Annotated in this window: 20 protein-coding genes, 1 pseudogene and 1 CRISPR repeat array; of the genes and pseudogenes, 6 read left to right on the plus strand and 15 right to left on the minus strand. The window is 68.3% G+C overall.

Annotated features, from left to right (window positions below):
• A partial coding sequence (locus ACWEJ6_RS50485; RefSeq protein WP_452432659.1) for a hypothetical protein occupies positions 1-248 on the minus strand: 248 nt, incomplete at its 3' end.
• 642 nt (positions 249-890) lie between these two features.
• On the opposite strand from ACWEJ6_RS50485, the gene ACWEJ6_RS50490 reads away from it, so the two are divergent.
• Complete coding sequence (locus ACWEJ6_RS50490) at positions 891-1,301, plus strand: hypothetical protein (protein ID WP_452432661.1); 411 nt, start codon at positions 891-893, stop codon at positions 1,299-1,301.
• A 235-nt stretch (positions 1,302-1,536) separates the two neighbouring features.
• Here the strand turns inward: ACWEJ6_RS50490 and ACWEJ6_RS50495 are convergent, their stop codons facing one another.
• Both ACWEJ6_RS50495 and ACWEJ6_RS50500 read right to left on the minus strand, forming a co-directional pair.
• Positions 1,537-1,797, minus strand: a complete 261-nt coding sequence (locus ACWEJ6_RS50495) for a hypothetical protein (protein ID WP_452432663.1) — start codon at positions 1,795-1,797, stop codon at positions 1,537-1,539.
• Between the two features lie 205 nt (positions 1,798-2,002).
• Entirely contained in the window at positions 2,003-2,554 is a 552-nt protein-coding gene (locus ACWEJ6_RS50500) for an NUDIX hydrolase (protein WP_452432665.1), read from the minus strand.
• Between the two features lie 783 nt (positions 2,555-3,337).
• Between ACWEJ6_RS50500 and ACWEJ6_RS50505 the strand changes: the two are divergent.
• From ACWEJ6_RS50505 to ACWEJ6_RS50520, 4 genes and pseudogenes are all read left to right on the plus strand, one after another.
• Positions 3,338-3,865 (plus strand): annotated as a pseudogene (locus tag ACWEJ6_RS50505) (DegT/DnrJ/EryC1/StrS family aminotransferase); the annotation flags it as partial.
• 143 nt (positions 3,866-4,008) lie between these two features.
• A complete protein-coding gene (locus ACWEJ6_RS50510; protein ID WP_452432685.1) occupies positions 4,009-4,395 on the plus strand; it encodes a hypothetical protein in 387 nt (128 codons plus the stop codon).
• Positions 4,392-5,090: a 3'-5' exonuclease gene (locus ACWEJ6_RS50515; RefSeq protein ID WP_452432666.1), complete on the plus strand. Its 699-nt coding sequence runs from the start codon at positions 4,392-4,394 to the stop codon at positions 5,088-5,090. Before ACWEJ6_RS50510 ends, ACWEJ6_RS50515 begins: the two co-directional genes overlap by 4 nt.
• A gap of 185 nt (positions 5,091-5,275) precedes the next feature.
• On the plus strand, positions 5,276-5,404 hold the full coding sequence (locus tag ACWEJ6_RS50520; RefSeq protein ID WP_452432667.1) for a hypothetical protein: 129 nt from the start codon (positions 5,276-5,278) through the stop codon (positions 5,402-5,404).
• On the opposite strand, the gene ACWEJ6_RS50525 is transcribed toward ACWEJ6_RS50520, so the two are convergent.
• From ACWEJ6_RS50525 to fxlM, 4 genes are all read right to left on the minus strand, one after another.
• On the minus strand, positions 5,405-5,956 hold the full coding sequence (locus ACWEJ6_RS50525) for an NUDIX hydrolase (RefSeq protein WP_452432668.1): 552 nt from the start codon (positions 5,954-5,956) through the stop codon (positions 5,405-5,407).
• A 155-nt stretch (positions 5,957-6,111) separates the two neighbouring features.
• Entirely contained in the window at positions 6,112-6,489 is a 378-nt protein-coding gene (locus ACWEJ6_RS50530) for a hypothetical protein (RefSeq protein WP_452432669.1), read from the minus strand.
• Between the two features lie 32 nt (positions 6,490-6,521).
• Positions 6,522-6,785, minus strand: coding sequence for a hypothetical protein (locus ACWEJ6_RS50535; RefSeq protein ID WP_452432671.1), 264 nt, complete (start codon positions 6,783-6,785; stop codon positions 6,522-6,524).
• A gap of 250 nt (positions 6,786-7,035) precedes the next feature.
• Positions 7,036-8,304 carry a methyltransferase, FxLD system gene (gene fxlM / locus ACWEJ6_RS50540; protein WP_452432672.1) on the minus strand — a complete coding sequence of 423 codons (1,269 nt, stop codon included), beginning with the start codon at positions 8,302-8,304 and terminating at the stop codon, positions 7,036-7,038.
• A 1,568-nt stretch (positions 8,305-9,872) separates the two neighbouring features.
• On the opposite strand from fxlM, the gene ACWEJ6_RS50545 reads away from it, so the two are divergent.
• Positions 9,873-10,085: a hypothetical protein gene (locus ACWEJ6_RS50545; RefSeq protein ID WP_452432673.1), complete on the plus strand. Its 213-nt coding sequence runs from the start codon at positions 9,873-9,875 to the stop codon at positions 10,083-10,085.
• 342 nt (positions 10,086-10,427) lie between these two features.
• Positions 10,428-11,188: direct repeats of the CRISPR family, unit length 29 nt; unit sequence CGGGTCACCCCCACGGGCGTGGGGACCGG.
• 85 nt (positions 11,189-11,273) lie between these two features.
• Here the strand turns inward: ACWEJ6_RS50545 and cas2e are convergent.
• The 8 genes from cas2e to cas3 are packed head-to-tail and all read right to left on the minus strand — an operon-like array spanning position 11,274 to position 19,988.
• On the minus strand, positions 11,274-11,570 hold the full coding sequence (gene cas2e / locus ACWEJ6_RS50550; RefSeq protein WP_452432674.1) for a type I-E CRISPR-associated endoribonuclease Cas2e: 297 nt from the start codon (positions 11,568-11,570) through the stop codon (positions 11,274-11,276).
• Positions 11,571-11,612: 42 nt separating this feature from the next.
• The gene (gene cas1e / locus ACWEJ6_RS50555) at positions 11,613-12,602 is read right to left on the minus strand and encodes a type I-E CRISPR-associated endonuclease Cas1e (RefSeq protein ID WP_452432675.1); all 990 of its coding nucleotides are present in this window, start codon (positions 12,600-12,602) and stop codon (positions 11,613-11,615) included.
• The gene (gene cas6e / locus ACWEJ6_RS50560; protein ID WP_452432676.1) at positions 12,599-13,234 is read right to left on the minus strand and encodes a type I-E CRISPR-associated protein Cas6/Cse3/CasE; all 636 of its coding nucleotides are present in this window, start codon (positions 13,232-13,234) and stop codon (positions 12,599-12,601) included. The genes cas1e and cas6e overlap by 4 nt, the downstream gene beginning before the upstream one ends.
• Positions 13,231-13,971, minus strand: a complete 741-nt coding sequence (cas5e, locus tag ACWEJ6_RS50565; protein WP_452432678.1) for a type I-E CRISPR-associated protein Cas5/CasD — start codon at positions 13,969-13,971, stop codon at positions 13,231-13,233. The genes cas6e and cas5e overlap by 4 nt, the downstream gene beginning before the upstream one ends.
• Entirely contained in the window at positions 13,968-15,092 is a 1,125-nt protein-coding gene (gene cas7e / locus ACWEJ6_RS50570) for a type I-E CRISPR-associated protein Cas7/Cse4/CasC (RefSeq protein ID WP_452432680.1), read from the minus strand. The genes cas5e and cas7e overlap by 4 nt, the downstream gene beginning before the upstream one ends.
• Positions 15,089-15,751: a type I-E CRISPR-associated protein Cse2/CasB gene (gene casB / locus ACWEJ6_RS50575; protein WP_397040402.1), complete on the minus strand. Its 663-nt coding sequence runs from the start codon at positions 15,749-15,751 to the stop codon at positions 15,089-15,091. Before casB ends, cas7e begins: the two co-directional genes overlap by 4 nt.
• On the minus strand, positions 15,744-17,264 hold the full coding sequence (gene casA / locus ACWEJ6_RS50580; RefSeq protein WP_452432681.1) for a type I-E CRISPR-associated protein Cse1/CasA: 1,521 nt from the start codon (positions 17,262-17,264) through the stop codon (positions 15,744-15,746). The genes casB and casA overlap by 8 nt, the downstream gene beginning before the upstream one ends.
• Before the next feature lie 12 nt (positions 17,265-17,276).
• Entirely contained in the window at positions 17,277-19,988 is a 2,712-nt protein-coding gene (gene cas3, locus ACWEJ6_RS50585; RefSeq protein WP_452432683.1) for a CRISPR-associated helicase Cas3', read from the minus strand.
• Positions 19,989-20,125 lie beyond the last annotated feature (137 nt).

Raw genomic sequence — 20,125 nt, forward strand, 5'->3', positions numbered from 1 at the left:
ACCACTTCGGGCGCGGTGGCGACCAGGTGGTCCAAGTAGGCGTCGAAGGTCGCCCTGCCGAAGTCGTGCGGAGTTCCTGGGGCGTCGTCCTCTACGCCACGTCCCGCCACCGGGTTGTCCGCATCACCGTAATCCGAGACCCATGACCACGATCGGTCCAGGTTGTCCCGCGTCTGAATCACGAAGGCATACTGACTACTTACCGCGCTCATTCCCCGATTGTGATGGACCGCCTCGGGATGCGCCATCGGCAAGACAGTCCGCTCGTCGCCCTCTGACGCAGAGGCCGAAACACCAGGTCAGAAGGCACTCCGCTACCCACGCGGCCCGCTTCCGGCGTATTCCGGCCGCACCCCCGTACGAGCGCCATGCCGACCGCGGGCAGTACCGAAGTCTCAGCGGCATCTTCCAGGCAGGTCCTGCCTCAGGCACTAATGGCGCGTAGCCCGCTCGCCGCCCCATCGTCGTGGACTGACGCTCGGGCTCGCCCAGTACGGGGCATGTACGGGACGGTTTTGCCGCGTTCTCCTGCCTGGAGCCGGGCGCGACATGACCGCGGAGACAGCTGTGCCCCGGGCTGCTTGCGCGCGGAGGCAATCCCGGGGCTTATGTCACGCACGGTAGCACGCCGGGTCCGGCCAGAAGAGGCGAGCTCGTGGATCAGCCGAGGCCCAGCGTCTGCGTCGGCTGCTGTCGCGGGCCCGGCTGCCTGAGTATGAGGCGTTCCGCTGCGGCGACCGGGTGGCCGCGCTGAGGCTGTTTTGTTGGAACACCGAGGTGGCCGCCGCGTTCTACGGGCCGCCGCGACATCTGGAGCTCGTCTTGCGCGGCGTTCTCGATCAGCGCATGCTCCGCCTGTCGGCCGGGACGACTGGTGGAATCACTCTGGAGTGGATCCGCATTACGGCGCGGTGGCCAAGATCCGGGAAGCGATCCATCAACTGGGCCGGCACGGCTTGACGCCCACCCCATCGGAAGTGGTCGCCGAGTTGCCGTTCGGGTTCTGGGTGAGCTTGATCGGGCGCGGCAACAACCACGACCAGCGCCTGTGGCGCACAACGCCCTACCAGGCATTTCCCGGATATCAGGGTGGCCGCCACGCGCCGCACCGCGAGCTGGACTTCCCGCGTGCGCTGCGCGACAAGATCGCGCGTCACACTCCCATCTACCACCGGCATCCGCACGCCGATCACGAGGCGATCATGGCGATGCTCGGCTTCATCGACGCGCCGCTGGCCGATCTCGTGGCCCGGTACAGCCCCGTTCCCGCCACGCTGGCACGTCGTCCACCCCTGCCATGAGCAGAGCCTCTGACTTGCTGGAATCACTCACCGGGCGCGTGTCCGAAGCTGGCGAAGACGGAGCCCGCGAGGGATGGCGGGGTCCACGCCCAGGCCTGAGGCTGGGCACCGCGGCGCCTAACCCCGCATACGCCGTGGCGACTCGGCCGCCGAATGCCTCGCCTCCGCCAGGCTTCGGCTCAACGCTGACGGCGCCTTGGACGACGCCCCGGGCGTGACGAGACCTCGCCCTGGCTCAGTGAGCCGATCGGGTTCGTGTCTTGCCGAGTTCAGCGGCGATCCGCGGCGCCAGCGCGGGCCAGGGATGGGCAGGGTCGCCGGTCTTGGTCGTGCTGATGCCGTCCGGTCCGCTCGCGGTTACGGCGCGGCGGATCTCGATCTCCTCATGGTGGCGTCCCTCCCAGGCGGCATGGACCGATGCTGACCGCGTCGGCGTCGACAGGTCCATCCTGGTGACGCGCAGAAAGCCGCCGTACAGAGCAAGAGCGGCGTACATCCACCTGCGGATCTGAGATCGATGGGGCCGCCCATACGGAGGCCTTCTTCGAGCTCAAGCGGAGCCGGGATCGGAGCGTCAAGCCATGCTTCGACTGAGTGAACACCACAGCCCCACATAGGCCCTCCGCGGCAGCGACCGGCAAGGCCGCTCTGTTCGATCCGCCCATGGGCCGGGCGGCAGCGACAGAAGCCTCGACAGGTCCTTAACCGATTCGGGCCGGTACGGCTCGCGCGATGCGATGCCCGACAAGGCGCTCGGCCTCGCCGAGCGGATACCAGCCAGCACCCGTCACCTCCGACTCCTGAAGCGCTCCCATGTCCGCGTCAGTCACGAACGCGTACCCGACATCGAGGTGGTAGTGCTCCGGCTCGCCCTTCTGCGGCCGCGCCGGAACCCTGCCGTACTCGATGTAGACAGGGATCTGCGACGCGGGGACGACCTGGGCGGGGTCGATCCCGGTTTCCTCCACCAGCTCGCGCACCGCCGCGTCGAGCAGGGAGATATCGGTCGGTTCGAGGTGACCCCCGGGCTGCAACGGGATCCCGTACGCGCGGTGCTCAACAAGCAGGACTTCGGAGCCGCCACGGACCAGCAGCGCGCCGACGGTCACGTGCATCCGGAAATTCCGCCGCGAGGCGAAACCCCCGCCCTCGGACAGGAGCCGCACCGGCTCAGACAGCAGTGCGGCCTCGTTCGGATGGCGCCCGAGGTAAGCGGAGACGGCGCTGAAGATGTCCGCGTCACTGATCGCCACAGGTCACCCCCCAAGCTGCCCGAGAGCAGAACTCCGCGACTGCTCGGATGAGGTGAGCGATAAGCTCTGACACCGTCCACTCCTTTGACGCGTGGGGCATACGAGGAAGGAGGTTCGCACCTTACAGGTGGGACGAGTCAGCACGCGCTTGCCACGCCGAACAAATCTGGCAGGAGACCAGGCTCGATGCCCTGTTCCAGGGATCTGTGCATCCCCCATCGCGCCTTACCGCGGTGCCCGCACTGGCCGCCGAACTCGGCTGCGACTACGCCGCCCCGCAACCCATCGCCCTGGCATCCGACCACCCCCCGCACGACGAGCTGGCCCTCACCCCCGGTCACGCTGGCGAGCTCGCCGAGCGGTTCGCCGCTCCGTACTCGGCGGAGCTGTCGCTGCGGCTGCCCGAGCGTTCCTACCCAAACCAGGTAGGCGCCGCACTCTGCGCGCCCACCAACGTCGTCCGCGGCTGCTTCGGCGGACGCACCCTGTTCTTCATCGAACCGGACGGCACCCTGTGGGACTGCCCCTCCTCGCTCAAGATCGCCGCCACCCCCGACGCCCGGCGGCGCGGCATCGCGGGCGCCGACGGCGCCGCCCTGTTCGCGCCCCCGACCGGCTGTGCGTCCGACTGCGCCCTGTTCTCCGCCGACCGCGTCAACATGTGGCCGCTGATGAACTTCACCCACGCCCCCCGGCAGTCGTTCCCGCGCCGGCGGCCCGGCCATGATCCCCCCGCCGCCTCCGCCCCCGGCCGCCCACATCTTCCAGCCCATCCTGTATCGCATGCCCGCCCCCGCTCATGCCCCCGCTCATGCCCCCGCTCATGCCCCCGAGGCGGCCGCGCTGGAGAGCGCCCTGGCGGTCGCGCACGGCCTCGGCCACGCCATCGCCGTCTCCTCCGGCACCGCCGCCCCGCACACCGCGCTCGTCGCCCGCGGCGTCACCGCCGGCGATGAGGTGCTGCTGCCGGCCGCCACGGTGATGATGGTCGTCGCGGCCGTCCAAGCCGCCCGCGCCCGGCCGGCGTTCGTCGAGAGCGGAGCGCTCCGCGGCATGGACGTGATGACCGACCCGTCCGCCAAGATCAGACCTCGCACAGCGGCGATCATCGCCGTGCACCTGGCCGGCCACTGCACCGGCCTGAGCGACGTGGCCGATGTCGCCGCCCGGCACCGGATCCCGCTCATCGAGGACGCCTGCCAGGCGCAAGGCAGCCGCCACCGCGGCCACCTGGCCGGTACGGTCAGCGACGTCGGCTGCTTCAGCCTCAAGGACGGCAAGATCGTGGCCGCTGGCGAGGGCGGCTACCTGCTCACCGACAGCGCCCCATCGCCGAACACGCCGTCGCCTACCGGACGCACTGGGCGCTGCCCGCCGCCGGCATACCGGCCTTCACCCGCCTGGGCCGCAACTACCGGCTGCCGGAGCTGTCGGCGTGCCTGGCCCGCCACAACCTGGCCGGGCTGGAGGCGGCGCTCGCCCGCCGCCGCGCCCAAGCCGCGCTGCTGGCCGACCTGGTCGGCGACGTGCCCGGCCTGTGCCGGATCGTCCCAGCCGATGGCGACGAACCCAACGGCTACAGCGCCTGCTGGGAGATAACGTTGCCCGAACCCCGGGCATTCGCCGCCCGCCTGCACCAAGCTGGGGTGCCGAACAGCGTCGGTACCTTCGGGCTACGCGCCACTTCAGCTCACCCGGCCTGCCAGGAGATGAACCCGGCCGCGTGTCCCGCCGCGGAGCATGCCGTCGACCGCCTGCTGGCCGTGCCGCTGCTGTCCGCCGATACCGAACAGGACCTGCGCGCACGCGCCGAGATCATCCAGCGAGAGGTGACCACATGAAATCCACCGGGCGGCCATCCGGCGCGTCCTCACCCGCCGGCCAGCTCCTCCACGACCGCGACGTCGTCCGGCACACCTTCGTCGTAATCGATTTTGAGGCCCTGACCCCGGCCGGGCGGCCCGCCGTCCCGGTGGAGGTGGCGGCGCTCGCGCTCACCGTCAAGAACGGCGATCTGGCGGAGCTGTGGCGCTTCGAGGCGCTGATGGCGCCTCCGTCCGGCGTGCCCGTCACCGCCTTCGACACCCGCCAGACCGGGCTCACCGCCGACCGGCTGGCCGCCGCCGACCAGCCGGAGGAGGTGATGGCCCGGCTGGATGCGCACCTGGACACGCCACCGTACCGGCTCGTCGCTCAGCACGCGCCCACCGAAGCCGGGCTGATCGCCCGCCTGCGGCCGCACTGCCCCGTGCTGGCCGCGACCACGCTGCTGGACACCGTACGGCTGGCGCGCGCGCTCTACCGGGAGCTGTCTTCGCACAACCTCGACACGCTGCTGCGGTTCGTGAACATTCCGCGGCCGATCGACCGGCATCGCGCGATGCCCGACGTGGAAGCGACCGCGGGCCTGTTTCGCCGGCTGCTGGCCGACGGCCAGCAGGCTGGGTGGCGCACACTGCACCAGCTGGAGGCCGTGGCTGGACTCGCGCCCAAGAAGCTGCCCGCGCCGGCAGGAGATCAGGAGGAGCTGTTTTGACTTCCCCCGCTCACCGCCAGCGTGCCGGCCCCGCCCTGCACCCCGCCGCGCCCCTGGTAGGGCAGGCCTAACCAAGAGCCGGTCTCCACGCTTCGCGTGATCGCGAAGTCGGTCGCCCACACGCTTCGCAGGCCGATGGCGTTCGCACTCCGCTCGCGGACTGGCGCTCCAGCGCCGAGAACGACGTGACCGTCTTCGACAGCGACGGTCACCACAGGGTCGTGGTCCGCGCGTCCGGCACGCGCCTGTACCTCGAAACCGACCCGCCCACCACCGAGCACATCACGGCCGCGCTCGCCGGCGAGTGGACGTGATCAAACGGCCGGCTTCAGATACCCGGCGGCGGTCAGCCCCGCAAAGGCGATGTCGGTGTCGGTCAGCTGCCCGCCGAGAACATGCTGAACGAACTCACCGACCGGCATCCACACCGTCTCGACATACTCACCGTCACCCAGGTCCGGCTCAGCGACCTTCCGGCACCCCCGGGCCAGGACCGCGTGGCGGCGATGCGAGGCGTACGACGCCAAAAACGTCCGCATCACCACCTCCAGGCTCGCCGCCTCATAGCCGGTCTCCTCCAGCAGCTCCCGAGCCGCCGCGACCTCGACCTGCTCATCATCGTCAGCGTTTCCGCCCGGCAGCTCCAGCAAGACCTTCCCCGGACCCGGCCGGTACTGGCGAGCCAGCACCACCCGCTCGTCCTCGGTCACCGCCACGATCGCCACCGTCGCGCCGCCCACGAGGATGTCCCACACGTCCTCGCGGCCATCCGGGTACCGGTACCGGCGGCCACGGACCTTCAAGAACCCCGCCGGCCCATCCAGCTCACCAAGCCGCGTCCACTCACTGACCCTGTCATCGCCCACACCCACAAGCCTACGGATCAACAGGCCGCCAGCGCTGAGGCGTCGCCAAAGACGACGGGGGTGCCGATCCGACTCCTGACCACTTCGCATCCGCCCGTTCGGCATCACAAGGGCGGGCCGCCACGCCTCTCCTACCGGTTGAACACCGACCTGGCCTACCGCAGGCGGATCGTCTCGGCCGCGCGGTGGCACACCGGATAGACCGGGTCCCCGCTGGCGTCCAGCCCCTTCACCAGGCGGTCATCGATCACCACGATGTCCCACCGGCCCGGGGCGGCTATGCCCACCACCTGCCCTGTCAGCCACGGCCATGACGTCTCATCGATGTCGTCGGCCGTCAGCCGGTGGCGGACCCACACCGGCGAGGTGTCCGGGAACGGGTTCACCTGCCGGGCCAGTGCCTCCGCCAAGGTCTCCACGCCCAGCTCCAGGTCCGACTTGGCGAACATCGCCTCGATCGCGCCCGCGGCCAGCTCATCGGCCAACGCCAGGATGACCGCGATGCTCGCCGCGAACGCCTCCGCCGCCGCCACGTACTGGTCGACCTTCGCTGCCTCGGCCGCGGTCAGGTCCTGGGCCCGCCAGCGCTCGCCGGTCTCGACCCACAGCCACAGGTCATCGCGCGGCCGCCCGAAACCTGCTTGATCCGCTCCCCAGTGCGGTCGTCCAGCGGACGCGGGGCGCGCCGCGCCGGCTCCAGGGTCCGCGGCCGCTCGTGATGGGCGCCCAACTGCTCCAGCACGACCGCGGTCATCATGTCCACGTCGATCACCGGCCGCCACTCGGGCTCGCCCCTGCCGTCCCGGCCGCCACCATCACCACGGGCCATGCCTCAGCTCGTAGACCGGCTCCAGCCGACCGTCACACCTTCACCACATCGAGACTCGGGGCGGCCTTCCCGCCAACACCGTTCGCGCCCCGAGCGACATTCTCGGCGCCAAAAGCATCCCGCCCGCCAGCGCGAACTCACTCAAGATCATCCCTATGTGGGGTTTTGCTCATGTGGGCTTACCCCCAACAACGGCCAGATGGCAACCAGATTGTCGTGGTCGTCGCGTGGCACAGACGCCACGTACCCGTTATCGGTCACCGGCATTCCCGCTGTCGAAGGGGGCCGTGTGGTCCCGCCCCGGCGGCCAGAAGATCTCGATGACGACATGACGTTTCGGCACAATTCTCCCATCGGGAAGGGGCGGGCAAAGTCCGATCGGGTAGATCGTGTACCGAGGGTCCGGGCCGCCACGGTGCTCGCGGTCCCATGCTCGCACGAGGTCGGCCATGAGCGTCGCCACGACGGGCGCTTCAGCTCCGAACGCGTGGCTGCCGATCTCGACGTGGCGCTCGCCTCGGCCGCGTTTGGTGAGGTAGGCGAAGCTGTCTGCTTGGACGACGGCGTTGCACATCGACGGAATCAACGGGTTGGCCATGAACTCGGCCACGCCTTCGGCGTCCCTGTCGATGGCCAGCACACAGGAGTTGGTCAGGGTCGTGGCCAGCCACACCTGGAGAGTGTCCAGCGACTCGTCGCCGCGTACGGTGACTCCGGTCCATTCCTGGGCCTGTCCTGCGTCGAAGGCCCGGTCCAGGATCGCCGCGCCGGTCGGGCAGGGCTCCTCGTCGAACCGCAGCCGCACCGTCCCTCCGCGCAGCTGCACCGACGTCCACGGCCGCCTTCCCCGGCCCTGCATGGCGACGAAGCCCGCCAATTCCTTGGAGGTGCTCACCAGCCGGTCACCATGCTTGGTGAAGCCGATCGAGCGGGTGAAGCCTCGCACGCGCAACGGCGCCACCAGCGAGCCGCCATCGGCGAGCTGTGCCATCCACGCCGGCGGAATGTCAGCGGCCTCGACCGTCACCACGATGGCGTCGAACGGCGCGCGCGTCACGCAGCCGTCGTCTCCGTCGCCGAGCATCACGTCGACGTGGGTGTATCCGTTCTCGTCCAGCAGCCGACGCGTCCGGCCGGTGATGTCGGCGTCGATGTCAAGAGTGACAACATGCCCCTCACGGCCTACCAGTTCGGCCAGCAACGCGGCGTTGTAACCCCCAGACCCGATTTCCAGCACGCGCATGCCCGAGGTGATGCCAGCTTGTTCGATCATCCGGGCCTGAATCTGCGGCGCTGACATGGAGCTGATGGTGGTCGTCCCGTCGGCGGCCCACTTCGTGGGGACGACAGCCTCGGGATCGTACGCCTCCTCCAGCGTCGCTTCGGGCGCGAACGCATGCCGGGGAACGCGGGAGAACGCCCGCGCGACCTCGTCTCCGCGGATCGCGCCGATCTCGCGCAGGCGGCTGACCATGGCAGCCCGCAGCGGCAGCTCCGAGTCCACATCGAGGGTTGGCATCTGCTCAAGTTAGCGGTCGGCGATGCGGGCGGGAGGCACTTCGTCTCATGTGCCTCCGACCTTTGCTCATGGGGCAGCCCCGTGGTCCCCAACCGCTGCCGGAGACGGGTTCGCTTCTCGGGCGGCGCCTCCCCGGCAGCGCCGACCGCGCCACTGGCCGCTCCCGGTTACGTCATTGGTCGCCAGGCGACAATCGCCGAGCCAGATCCTTGGCCAGAGCTTGTACAGCGACGATACCGCTCGTATCGGGGCCCAGGTCGGCATGCGGGTTCGCTAGCAGGGCCGTACAGCGGGCGGAGGTGACGTGGGGAAGGCGTTGGAGTGCGAGTCGCCCAGCATGTAGGGCTTGGTCCAGGTCGCCGTTGTGCGGAAAGGCGAGGCGCGGCTCAGCCAGGCGCTGTGGCGGAGCGCCGAGCGACAGTGAGCGTCGGAGAGGCCGTGGACACGTTGCTCCGCTTCATTGGTGAGCGGGGCCCGGCGACGTCCAGGGGTGTGGCGTGCGCGAGCGAGAAGCGCACGGCCAGTGACGGCGTCCAGTTCTGCTGCGTTCACGTGCGTGGCCCATCGCGGAGCTGGGCCGCCCTCTTCGGCAGCGCGGGCCAGGAGGACGGCGGTGTGTTCGCGGCCGCGTTCGCCCCCGGCGTAGTCTCCTGCGCTGACGTGGACGAGGGTCCTGCGGGCGGCGCTGAGCGCCTGCACGATGGCGGGGGCAGGGGTGACGGTCTTGCTCGCGACGGCGGACAGTTGCGGCCCGTCACGAAATTGGGCCCTTCCCCAGATGGGTGGACACTTTGAGTACCGGATGACGGAGATCCGGAGACAAGGAGTTCCACGTGGCGATGAAGTCGTAATCTTCCGGCCGGGAGCGGTGCGGCTGACCGACACCATCACGGTGAAGTCCTCACGCGCGCGCCTCCCCCGAACCGACCAGAAGCAGGCGACGAGGAGGAGCAGATACCGCGAACAGGCTCGGGAGGAGTGGCTTCAAGCCAAGACGGGGCAGCCGAGGGTGACCGAGGCGGAGTTGCGCATTCTCGATGAAGCACTGCGACGGGGGACGGCCCGCTCAAAGGAGAGCGGCTGAGGAGCTACGCCACGTCAAGAGCCGGGAGCTGGTCAGCCGTCATGCGGCACAAGGGGCTCGCCGCGCACGCCGGACACTTGTCTACGAGTCTCGAGGTCCCGCTAGAGGCGCCGTCGGCTCGGGCGCGCCAGATCTGCCTTGATCCGCTGCACGAGGCTCGCTGCGGCCCTCGTGCGGGGCCAGCCGCTTCTGGTTTTGGCGAGCGAGTACGGGCGAAGCCCGTTCCGTATCGGTTGTAACGGTGCACAGTGTGCGAGACTTTGGTCGGCGCCTTTACGACGTAGATTACAACCGAGCGTTTCTCCTAGATCAGCAGCGTTCGCGCGTCCGGCCGACTCGCCCCGCCTTGACGGCGAGGACGTGCAGCACATCTACCCGCTTGCGGAGTTGGAGGACCTGCCGCCGATCCTGGTGGCTCGGCATGGCGGGCCACGCCGTGGCCATCCTCTGGTTGGCCAAGGTGGGCCAACCAGAAGATCTGTACTTGCTCGCTGAATCGGGCGAGGTCCGCGCCATCAGGCCTCTCGCCACCCTGCTGGGCGAGCAAGGCCGGACACACGCACTGCGGACGCTGACCGAAGCAGGCCACTACGAGGCTGCTCAGGAGCTGGCCGCGCTGCTGGCTGAGCAGGAGCGGACCGACGAACTGCGCGCCCTGGTCTACGTCGGGCCCTCTACGCCGCCACCCGTCTGCTGAACCTGCTTAGCAGGTAGGGCCACGATGACTAAGCAGACATGATCGAGCGTTTCGGACTGCCGCTCCCAGATGACACGTAACGGGCTGGTCTTGTACGACGGCACGCATGTGGTGCTGCACGATCGCGGACGGCCCAGAGACGGCCCGGAATCGGACTAGCCAACAGATCCCCTTCACGATCGTGGGGATCGGGACGCCGGGGCCGCAACTGACCGCTCAATCTGGGTCGCCTCAACGAGCATGGGAATGGGTGATGCAGTCGCGGTCCATGATCAGGGCGTCGCGGGCTCCCTCACGGACGTGGGGATCGCTGCCAGCCCTTGTCAGCCGCAACGGCATCGCCGGGTCACCCCCGCAGGCGTGGGGATCGTGCTGTGGTTGTTCTCTATGAGCCAGATCCGGCCGGGTCACCCCCACGAGCGTGGGGATCGGAGAAGCGCGTCAGTGAGGTCCGCTTTTGTGATCGGGTCACTCACACGGGCGTGGGGATCGGGGCACACCACGTCGAAGCGACCGGCCAGGTCGCGGGTCACCCCCACGGGCGTGGGGACCGGACGATGGGCGGCAGCTCTCTCACGAGCGTCCCCGGGTCACCCCCACGGGCGTGGGGACCGGGACCATTTCGCGCCGAGCTGGTCGAGTACTTCCGGGTCACCCCCACGGGCGTGGGGACCGGCCACAGATGCGTCGGCATCACGTGAAAGGTCACGGGTCACACCCACGGGTGTGGGGACCGGTCATAGAAGTACCGGCACTTCGGGGCCGTCTTCGGGTCACCCCCACGGGCGTGGGGACCGGCCGAAGGACTTGAGCAGGCGCCGGGCGACGGCCGGGTCACCCCCACGGGCGTGGGGACCGGATCACGATCCCCGCGGAGGACGTGGGATTGGCCGGGTCACCCCCACGGGCGTGGGGACCGGGAGCGTTTGACGGGGTCCTCTATGCCGCGGAGCGGGTCACCCCCACGGGCGTGGGGAGCGGCGAAGTTCCCCGGTCCAGTCATCCACGTAGCACGGGTCACCCCCACGGGCGTGGGGACCGGCGCACCACCGTTGACGCCCCTGCCGCTGACGGCGGGTCACCCCCACGGGCGTGGGGACCGGACTTCCTGAGCCGCAAGTATATGGGCGACCTGGGAAAACGTGGATGTCGGTGATTGTCGCGCTCGTAGAGATGTCACTGCGTTGGCTATGTGGTGGGCGGAGGCAGGAAGCGGATGAGCTGCAGGCCGTCGAAGTCGGCGACGTGGCGGCGGCGTTCGCCGGCAGTGCGGATGACGAAGCCCTGTTCGTTGTCCGCGGGATGGAGGCAGACGGCAGCGCCGTCGGCGATGCAGTCGGCGACGGTGGACCAGAGTTCATCACGGACGCGAGCGGAGACGGTGCCCACGTACAGTCCTGGGGCAGGTTCGATGAGCCAGCGGGACAGCGCGCCGCGGACGTGGTCGGGCACAGCCGTCGTCGATATGACGATCATTGACGCCATCGGTTCACCTGATCGAGGTATGGCAGGGTTCGAGGTAGCCGACTACCAAGGGATGTCGGTGTCGGCGGTGGGCAGCTCGTCGCCGTAGTCGACTCCGGCAGGCAGGGAGCCGAGCTCGGGATCCCACAGGTGCACGATGTCGGCCGTACGTGGTGAGGCAGGTTGCTGCGCCTGGCCGGGAGCGATCATCTTCTGGATGTCGGTGATGATCGCAGGCATGAGCTTGAGCAGGCGGAACTCTTCCCGTAGCCGAGTGCGAGCCTCGCGTTCGGGGTTGTGCGACGCCGCCAGAGAGAACGCGAGGGGGATGGTGACGGTGGCCTTGTACAGGTCCGCGATGTCGTACACGAAGGCCATTTGAGTACCGGAGTGTATGAAGCCGAGGGCGGGTGAGCAGCCGAGGGCAAGAGCGGCGGCGTGAACGACGCCGTAGAGGGCTGTGTTCGCCGCCGAGAGGGCGAGGTTCACGGGATCCTGGGTGTCCCACGCGGCGGGGTCGTAGTTGCGCCGGAAGCGGGTGATGCCGTGCTTGGTGGCCAGCAGGCGGTAGAGGGCCTTGACGCGCTGGCCTTCGAGCCCGCGTAGCTGCGCCAAGCCGGCTCCGGTGGGAGCTGTACCGAAGCGGTGCTCGTACATGCGGATGGCCACCTGAAGGCGTTGGTCCTCGTCGGCCCAAGCGCGGGCTTGTCGTTCCAGCCAGTCGGTGGTGAGTTGAGCAGGCAGGATGCCGGCGTAGGAGCGAACGCTCCCAGCGCCGACGCAGACCAGAGTGGTGCCGTGGCGCGCGAACGTGGTCAGCGCGGGTTGGGTGATGGAGGTACCCGGGCCGAGCAGAGCACAGGCCAGGGAGGCTGTGGGCAGGTACACGCGTTCGATGCCCCGAGGAGACTCGACCTGGGCGCAGACGCCGGTGTCGTCTTGGACGATGCGAACGCTCTCCAGATAGAGGAACGACAGCGAGTCGGCGATGCGAGGCAGCATGGCCAAGGTCGGCTGGCCGAGTCGTCTCTTGGCGTCGGGGAAGTTGCTCACCGCAGATCAGCCGGAGCAAGACTGAGCAAGCCGCAGCCGTGGGCCTTCCCGCGGCCGACTCCGGAGAGAACGGCCTGCCGTGCCAAGTCGGCGTCTTTGATCACAGCGATGCCCTCGAAGCGAGTGGCGGCGTGCTGCACCCTGCCGGGACCCTTGCCGCGAATGTCGGGCAGCGAGGTGGAGATCAGGGTGCGCAGAATGAGGCCGCTGGCATGGGCGCGGTTGTGCCACCACTGGTCGGCCTCGTCGCCGCGCAGGGCGACCAGCTTGCCCGAGCGCTCGGAGGTGCGGCCGAGGCGCTTGGTGGGGTTACCGACGATCCGATAGTGCACGGCCATGTCTGCCCGCAACAGGTTCAGCAGCGGGGTCAGGTCGCGGACGGCCAGCGAGCCGTACTGGTCCGGCAGCAAGGAGCTGTCGATGGGCAGCTGAGTCTGGATGAGCAGGTGGGGCCCGGCCTGGTCGGTCTCGTCGTAGCGGTAGAGCACTCCGGCCGTTGCTCGGGCCCGCTCGCCCAGGTCGTTGGGGACCAGGGACATGACGCGTTTGTGCAGCGCGTCGGCATCGCCGAGGTCGCGGCGAGCGGTGCGGCTGCCGGCGTTGAGGATGATGCGAGTCAGCCATGCGCTCACGGTGCTGCTCCTGCGTAGGTGAACAGGGCTTCTTGATAGGACCGTCCCCGGCCCACCCAGAGGTGCTTGGGAACGGCGATGGGGGTGATGCTGACGGTCCGCGGCCGGTAGCGGCGTTCCAGATTGGCGAAGCTGACCGGGTCGTCGAGCAGTTCGGCAACTGAGGCGGCGTCGTGATGGTTGCCGTCTCGCACGAAGTCCAGCAGGCCGTCGTCTGCGAAGTGACGGGGCACGGGGACACGTTCGGTGAGTTCCGCGACGGGATCTTCCGTCAGACGAAGCAGAAAGGGCGGGTCAGGCGGACACGAACGACGCCCGAGATACGGCTGCCAGCGGGGACGGCGCAGTCGTTCCGCCAGGTCAGCGATCAGGGAGGGCGGTCCGGAGACGCCGACGACGAAGACGGCGTCGGCCAGGTAGTGGCGGCGGGTGACGATGGTGGCGGTCTCCACGCTGCGCCGGCCACCTTCGGCGGTGGGCACGGTGTGCTGACGGGCCCGGCCGCCGCCGACGGTGTGGAAGTCGACGGTGGGGATGCCAGGCCGGTCGATGCGGATGGTGAAGGCGAGGGGGGCGAAGCGTGACAGGTCCTCGCCTCGGCGCGGGCCGTAGGCGCCGGCGAACAGGCCGATGAGCGCCGAGCGGGTGGGGAAGCGCTGGGTGTCACGCTCGGCGAAGGCACTGTGCTCGCCCCAGGACTGCAAGGGCCCGGCCAGGCGCAGCACCAGGCCGCTCACGCGCCGGGCTCCACGCCGTAGGCGGCGGCCACCGAGTTGGTGATCAGGTTCGCGTAGGAGGAGTCCTTCTCGCCGAGGCCAGGCAGCGTCTTGGGGTCGATCGTCGCGTGAGCGTGCCGGAGGATGCCGTCTTCGCCCCACAGGGTGTGCAGTCGTTGGGCGTACGAGGCCAGCGCGTCACGGGACCGGGCGGCGTATCCGCCTTCGTCGGTGAGCCGGATCGGGGTCTCGAACGCGGGGGCCAGCGAGATCGGCCGGTCGGCACGAACCGAGATGTAGGCCAGGTCGGGAATCGTGTTGGCGGCGGTGGAGTGTTGCTTGCCGGTGGGCAGTGCGGCGATGAATGCGGTCAAGAAGGCGGCGGTGAGCTCGGCTGCCGCCGACTGGTCGTCGAGGTTCTCACGCAGGCCGGTCAGGTCGAGGCTGGCGTAACGGTAGAAGACGCCGGAGGAGAACTCTGCGGAGTTCATATGGCCGCTGCCACGCATCTCATTGGTGTTGAGGTCGTCGACGGCGGTGAAGAAGTCGACCTCGGTGCTGGTCTCGTGAGTGGTGAAGGCGTGTGCGACCTGCACTGAGCCGTCCACCTCCGCGCCCGGCAGCTCGGCGAGCATCCTGCCGAACAAGTTGATCACTCCGTTACGACGGGAGAGCAGTTCGGCGATGCGGCCGGCGGGCAGTACGGGCGCGGGCTTCTTCTGCCCGACCTGGGCCTGGATCTGGTCACGGTGCTCGGCGGCAAGGTCGGCCAGCTCATCCAGGGCGGACATGGGCAGGTACAGCAGTACTGACGTGACCCCGTCGCTCTCCACCTTCAGGCCCTTGCCCGCCGACAGGACCACCTGCTGACCGGCGGCTTTGGCAAGCTCGGACGGCCATTCGTGCTTGTCGGTGAGGCGCTGAGCGACCTGTTCGGGGATGCGGCGGGTGCGGGCGGCCGGATCCCCCAGCGACTTTTCGACCGCCAGACGCACCGCTCGCTTCCAGCTCTGACTGCTGACGCGGGTGCGGCTCACTCCGCCGTACACCACGCTCTTGGGGGATCCCAGGTCATCGCGGTTGATGTTGCTGTAGGGCAGGGTCTGCAGCAGGTGGATGTCGATGAATCGCGGGATCGTCACTGGTCCTCGCCCTCGTGCTTGTCGGGATGGGTGTTCTTGGCGCGCGCGGCGCGGACCGCGTTCAACGTGCGGTAGTACTCCTGCAGCCATTTCTTGGTCACCAGGTCCCGCTCGCGCCCCCAGCGGGACAGATCGACGGTGAGGCGTACCCAGTTCACGGGCAGCAGTTCGGCGCGCAACGTCGCGATCAGGCGGGGCAGGTGTCGATGGATGCCGGCCACGTTCTGCCGACACATGAGGTGCAGCCGCGCCTCGATGGTGTCTTCGCGGAGTTTGCCCTGCGCCACCGCACGTCCCAACGTGGCTCCGAGGCTCTCCTGCGGCTTGGCTGACTCCGCGGGATCTGCGTCCGTGACGGTCTGCGCCGGCTCCTGGAGATCCTCAGCGGTACGGCCGGTGGTCTCGTCCCGTGCCTCGCGTGCCTGGGCGGCGATCATCGCGGCCACGGAGTAGAAGGCCCGTTCGGTGGCCTCGTCACAGTGCTGTGGCAGGGCGGGCGCGACCACGAGGTGCGCAGCCCGCGAGGCCGGGTCGGACGGGGAGCGGCCGAGGGATCTGCGCAGGGCGACGCGGTGGCGCTTGTCGGGGTGGGTGAGCGTCCTGACCGCTGCTCCCACCAACACGCTTGCCTGCTGTCGCAGGGCCTCGTGGTCAGGCATGCGTTCTCCTTGCCTGGGACGGCTTCTGAGCACCGAAGATGTAGCCGCGGGCTTGCTCGATGGCGCGCCTGGCACGTGGTGCGCTTCCGGCCTTGTCGGTGACCTCGTCGTAGATGCTCAGGGCGAGCTTGACGAAGTCGGCGGACGGCTCTTCGAACTGCCGGCCGAACAGCTTCTTCCAGAAGACGCGTTCGGCGCGGGGCCAGTAGCGGGCATCGCCCTGATCTCGCCAGGGGCCCGCGGGAATGTCACTGCGTACCGGCGGGCCCTTGCCGTTGGACGGGTCGTTGATCGATACCCACGCGGTGCGCAAGGCCGAGCGGAGGTGTCGTGCCACGCGCTCGGCGGCGAGCCTGACGTGGCTCACTCCGGCGGCGCTCTCCATGTCTTGGAGCAGGGACAGTACCGCCGGCGTGGTCGCGGTGAACCACTGCCGGTCACGCGTCTGCCCGTCCTGGTCGAAGCCGAAGGCCCGCACACGTAGCGCGTCCAGCAGTTCGAACGGCAGGCCGGCCGCCTTGTCCAGCACGTCCGGCCGCCGGGCATGCTCGTCGCCGACATCGTGCAGAAGCAGGGCGTCCACGTCGCGCCACAACGCTCGCCCGCTGCTCGCTCCACGGGCATAGCGATCGCCTGCCTTGCTCACCTGATAGATCAGATACGGATCGTTGACCGGAGCAGTGGGCTGCCGCCACGCCCAGGTGATCCAGGCGTCGGAGACCAGGCCGTCGTGCTGAGCCAGGAGAATCGCGTGACGGAACCGACCGGTCAGCACTCCGGCGACCCCGGTCGGTGTCGGCGGCAACCCCAGTGGATCGGGCAGGCCCTCGCGTTCCCAGGGAGCCAGGTCTTCGGCAACGGGCTGGCTGCCTGGATAGGGGATGCTCACGATCAGGGATTCGAACACGCTTCGGCCCAGGGGATGGAACGAGATCGTCCCTCGCAAGGGCCCTGCCGTGCTGTTGGCTTCACTGCGGCCCGCGACCTTGCGACTCGTACATCTCCCGGACGGTCCGTAGTACAGCTGCGCGAGCAGGTACCAGACCGCCTCCTGAGCGGGGATCGGACGAGCGTCCATGTCCGTGTGGTGGTCGAACCACACCTGGTTGTTGCCCGCCGGCCTGGACAGGATCAGCTTGTTGATGCCCGACGTCTTGCCGCACTCCTCGGCCAGCCGAGGATCCTGGAGGAACGGGCGGGTGGGGTGGAACAGGCCGAAGCGGTCTTGGTGACGCTGGAAGTAGGCCCGCACTGCGTCTTCCTGGAAGCGACTGTCTGCCAGGACGCGCGCCCGCCGGCTCTCCCAGGTGGCGAAATCAGCAGGTTGATCAAGGGCGGTGAGCCGGGCAGCGATCACTGCCAGTACTCGCCACAGGCCGGCTCCTGCCGGAGCGAGAGGCGCGATGACGTCTTCCAGGGCGTGAGCGTGCAGGAACAGGTCGCGCAGCCCTACCAGTCGTCCGCCTGGAACTGGAGCCCATTCTTGGCTCAGCAGGTCGAAGCTGTCACTCATGGCATCCCTTGTTCACGACTGGTTGCTAATGTGAAGACCGAGATCTGCGTCGAGATGAAACTCCCGGCCGCCGACGCGACCGACGGCTCGACCGTCCGGCCCGACCTGGAGGGGAATGATGATCAGGTCGCGCAGCCAGGCGTTTTCCGCCCAGCTCGCCGGAGGCTGATGGGAGTCGTCCCGGCCTGCCAGTAGCGTGCTCCGCAGCGGGATGGTCTCGGCCAGCACCGCTTTGATGACGCGGCGGGGCAGCTTGGCGGCATCCGGCAGGGGAACGGACAGCCCGGCGTCCAGGAACAGTTGTCCGCCAGGCCCTTGGTAGGCGCCCAGCACACGGGCCGACTCCGCACCGAGGCGAGTGGCGATCATGTCTTCGCTCACCTCTGACGACGTGAGCTGGTGCAACCCCGACACCTCGTCAGGTGCCGGGATCGCCACCAAGTCCGCCATGCTGGCCTCGGCGATCTCCTTGCCCACCCACTCCAGGTCCTCGTCGCTCATCCGTCCGTCGGCGAACGTGTCGTCGTAGACGGTTTCCATCAAGCCCTGCACATCCGAAGGGATGGCGATCACGCCGTCCTGCAACTGCTCATCGGTACGGCGCAGCAGCGATGGAGAGTAGACGAAGGGCCATGCGCGAGGCAGGTGCAAGGCACCAGAAGCGTCGGTGGGACGCAGTACATCCAGACGTGGCACATCCGCCCAGGACGGACGCCTTCTGCCGGGGTGGCGCTGGCACCGTCCGGCCCGCTGCAGGAGCAAGGCGATAGCGGTCAGATCGCTGACCATGAGATCGAAGTCGAGATCCAAGGACTGCTCGATCACCTGGGTCGCGACCAGAACCGCCGCCTTGGGCCGATGATCGCACTCGGCGAGATCTGGGCATCGCGTGCACTTGCCGAACTTCTGAATGATCTGCCCAGTGAGCTCCTCGCGGCGACGAGCCGGGAAACGGGCGTGCAGCAAGGCCAGCTCCGGTGCCTGCGGAAGCTCGGCGAACCAATCGCGCAGTGACACATAGGTCTGCTGCGCCTCCGCCACCGTGTTGCACACGATGCCGACGCAGCCCCCCTCGCTCAGGACGGGCCCCAGTGCGGTATGCAGCGCATGGGAACGATCCACCCCGGATCCTGCCACCGGAACGTGCCTCACCCGGACATGCAGATCGCGAGGCTTGCTGTGCACCTCGAAGGAGGTGATCTTGCCGGTGGCGGCGTCCGCGTAAGACCAGCCCGGATACTGGATCGTCGGCAAGGACGTCTCCAGATGCCCGGCGCCACGAAGATAGGCCGCCACCAGGCGGCCGGCGATGCGGGTGGGCAGGGTGGCCGACATCAGCACCACTGGAACCCCGAGCCTTCCCAGCCAGGTCAGTGCTCTGGCCAGCAAGCCCTGCATGTAGGCGTCATATGCATGTACCTCGTCGACGATCAGAACCTTGCCGGCGAGCCCCAGGAGTCGCAACGGCAGATGCTTGACGGGCAGCGCGGCCATCAACGCCTGGTCGATCGTGCCGACCGCCATCGATGCCAGCAGGCCACGCTTTCTGCCATGGAGCCATTCGGGAGCCGTCACATCGGCGTCATGGCTGATCACCGTGGTGTCCTGACCCATGCCGGTGTAGGCGTCGTTCAGCCAGGACATGCTGTGCAGCAGAGTCAGTGCGGCATCGTCCTCGGCCTGGTGTCGGCCATAGGCCGCGGCCCGGCCGTACATCTGATCGGTTGTCGCCATCGTGGGCAGCCCGAACAGGAAGCCCTGGGCTCCGCAAGCTTGCCCGAGCAGTCGAGCTGCGTGAAAGGCGACCTCAGTCTTGCCCACACCCATGGGAGCCGTCACCAACAGCAGTCCGGGACCGTTCCCAAGCAATCCGGGCAGGTTCTCCGCGACCGAACGCTGCAGATCATTGGGTGCTGGGATATGCGGAAACTCGTCGGCGAAGCTCGTCGGGCGCAGCCGTACTGGGACCAGGCCCGCTTCCTTCAGCAGGGCCGGTGCGAGCCGAAGAGATTCCTGATAGTGCGGGCCGAGATCGTTGTCGCCCGTCGGGAGGCTGGCCAACCGCTGGACAAGGTGATCGTCCTGGCTCACGAGCCAGTCGGCCAGGATCGTGATTCCGCAGGCCAGCGTGGCTACCTCTGCGCACACCGTGGTTGGAGCGGGAGGTGGGGTCAGGACGTCAGCGACAGCAGAGAGCAGGATGTGGCGCTGTTCCTCCCACTTGCCGTCGCCCAGCTCTCGCATGAGAGAGGTCGGAGGGTAGCGACATTCTCTGTGGTCCCTACGGAGAAAACGGCCATGGTGGCCGCCCAGCAATTGCGCTACGACAAAGGCGGGGCTTGTTGTGGATGCGGTGCTGTAGCCCCTGGTGGATAAGGCATGGCCTAGCCACACATGCGCAGCATGTTCATGGCGGCGTTTTTCGCCATGCAGATCGGGGTAATCGTGCAGGCTTTCATATGCGCCGGAATCCATTGCCTGAAAGCAGGGCATGCATTTTCCGATGTCGTGCAAGCCTGACCAAAAAGAGATCAGGTGGCCGGCTTGGCTCTCCGGCATGCCTAGGAGGTCGGCGATCCTGCGTCGGAGTGCTGGTGAGACGTAGTGCTGCCAGAGCATGGTGGCCATCGCTGCCGTATCAAGCAGGTGGCAAATCAGCGGGTACGGACGAGCCAAGCCGTGCGACTTGCCCCAAAGCAGCAAATCAACCGCGTCTCGGTTCATCCGATTCATGAACGATAGTCACCGTCTTTCGGTTTTGTCCGTACCTGGGTCTCGCCTGGGGAATCACCCGCGGAGGCCATCGTCACACTAGCAGCCCCCCTTTACCGACGCGAACCTCCGGACCAGGCACGCGGCAA

This window comes from Nonomuraea sp. NPDC004702 (genome assembly GCF_053601695.1).

Coding starts and splice junctions, on each gene's coding strand:
- ACWEJ6_RS50495 (WP_452432663.1), bottom strand. CDS start 1,797: ATGTACGCCGCTCTTGCTCTGTACGGCGGCTTTCTGCGCGTCACCAGG.
- ACWEJ6_RS50515 (WP_452432666.1), top strand. CDS start 4,392: ATGAAATCCACCGGGCGGCCATCCGGCGCGTCCTCACCCGCCGGCCAG.
- ACWEJ6_RS50535 (WP_452432671.1), bottom strand. CDS start 6,785: ATGGCCCGTGGTGATGGTGGCGGCCGGGACGGCAGGGGCGAGCCCGAG.
- fxlM (WP_452432672.1), bottom strand. CDS start 8,304: ATGCCAACCCTCGATGTGGACTCGGAGCTGCCGCTGCGGGCTGCCATG.
- cas2e (WP_452432674.1), bottom strand. CDS start 11,570: ATGGCGTCAATGATCGTCATATCGACGACGGCTGTGCCCGACCACGTC.
- casB (WP_397040402.1), bottom strand. CDS start 15,751: ATGCCTGACCACGAGGCCCTGCGACAGCAGGCAAGCGTGTTGGTGGGA.
- casA (WP_452432681.1), bottom strand. CDS start 17,264: ATGAGTGACAGCTTCGACCTGCTGAGCCAAGAATGGGCTCCAGTTCCA.
- cas3 (WP_452432683.1), bottom strand. CDS start 19,988: ATGAACCGAGACGCGGTTGATTTGCTGCTTTGGGGCAAGTCGCACGGC.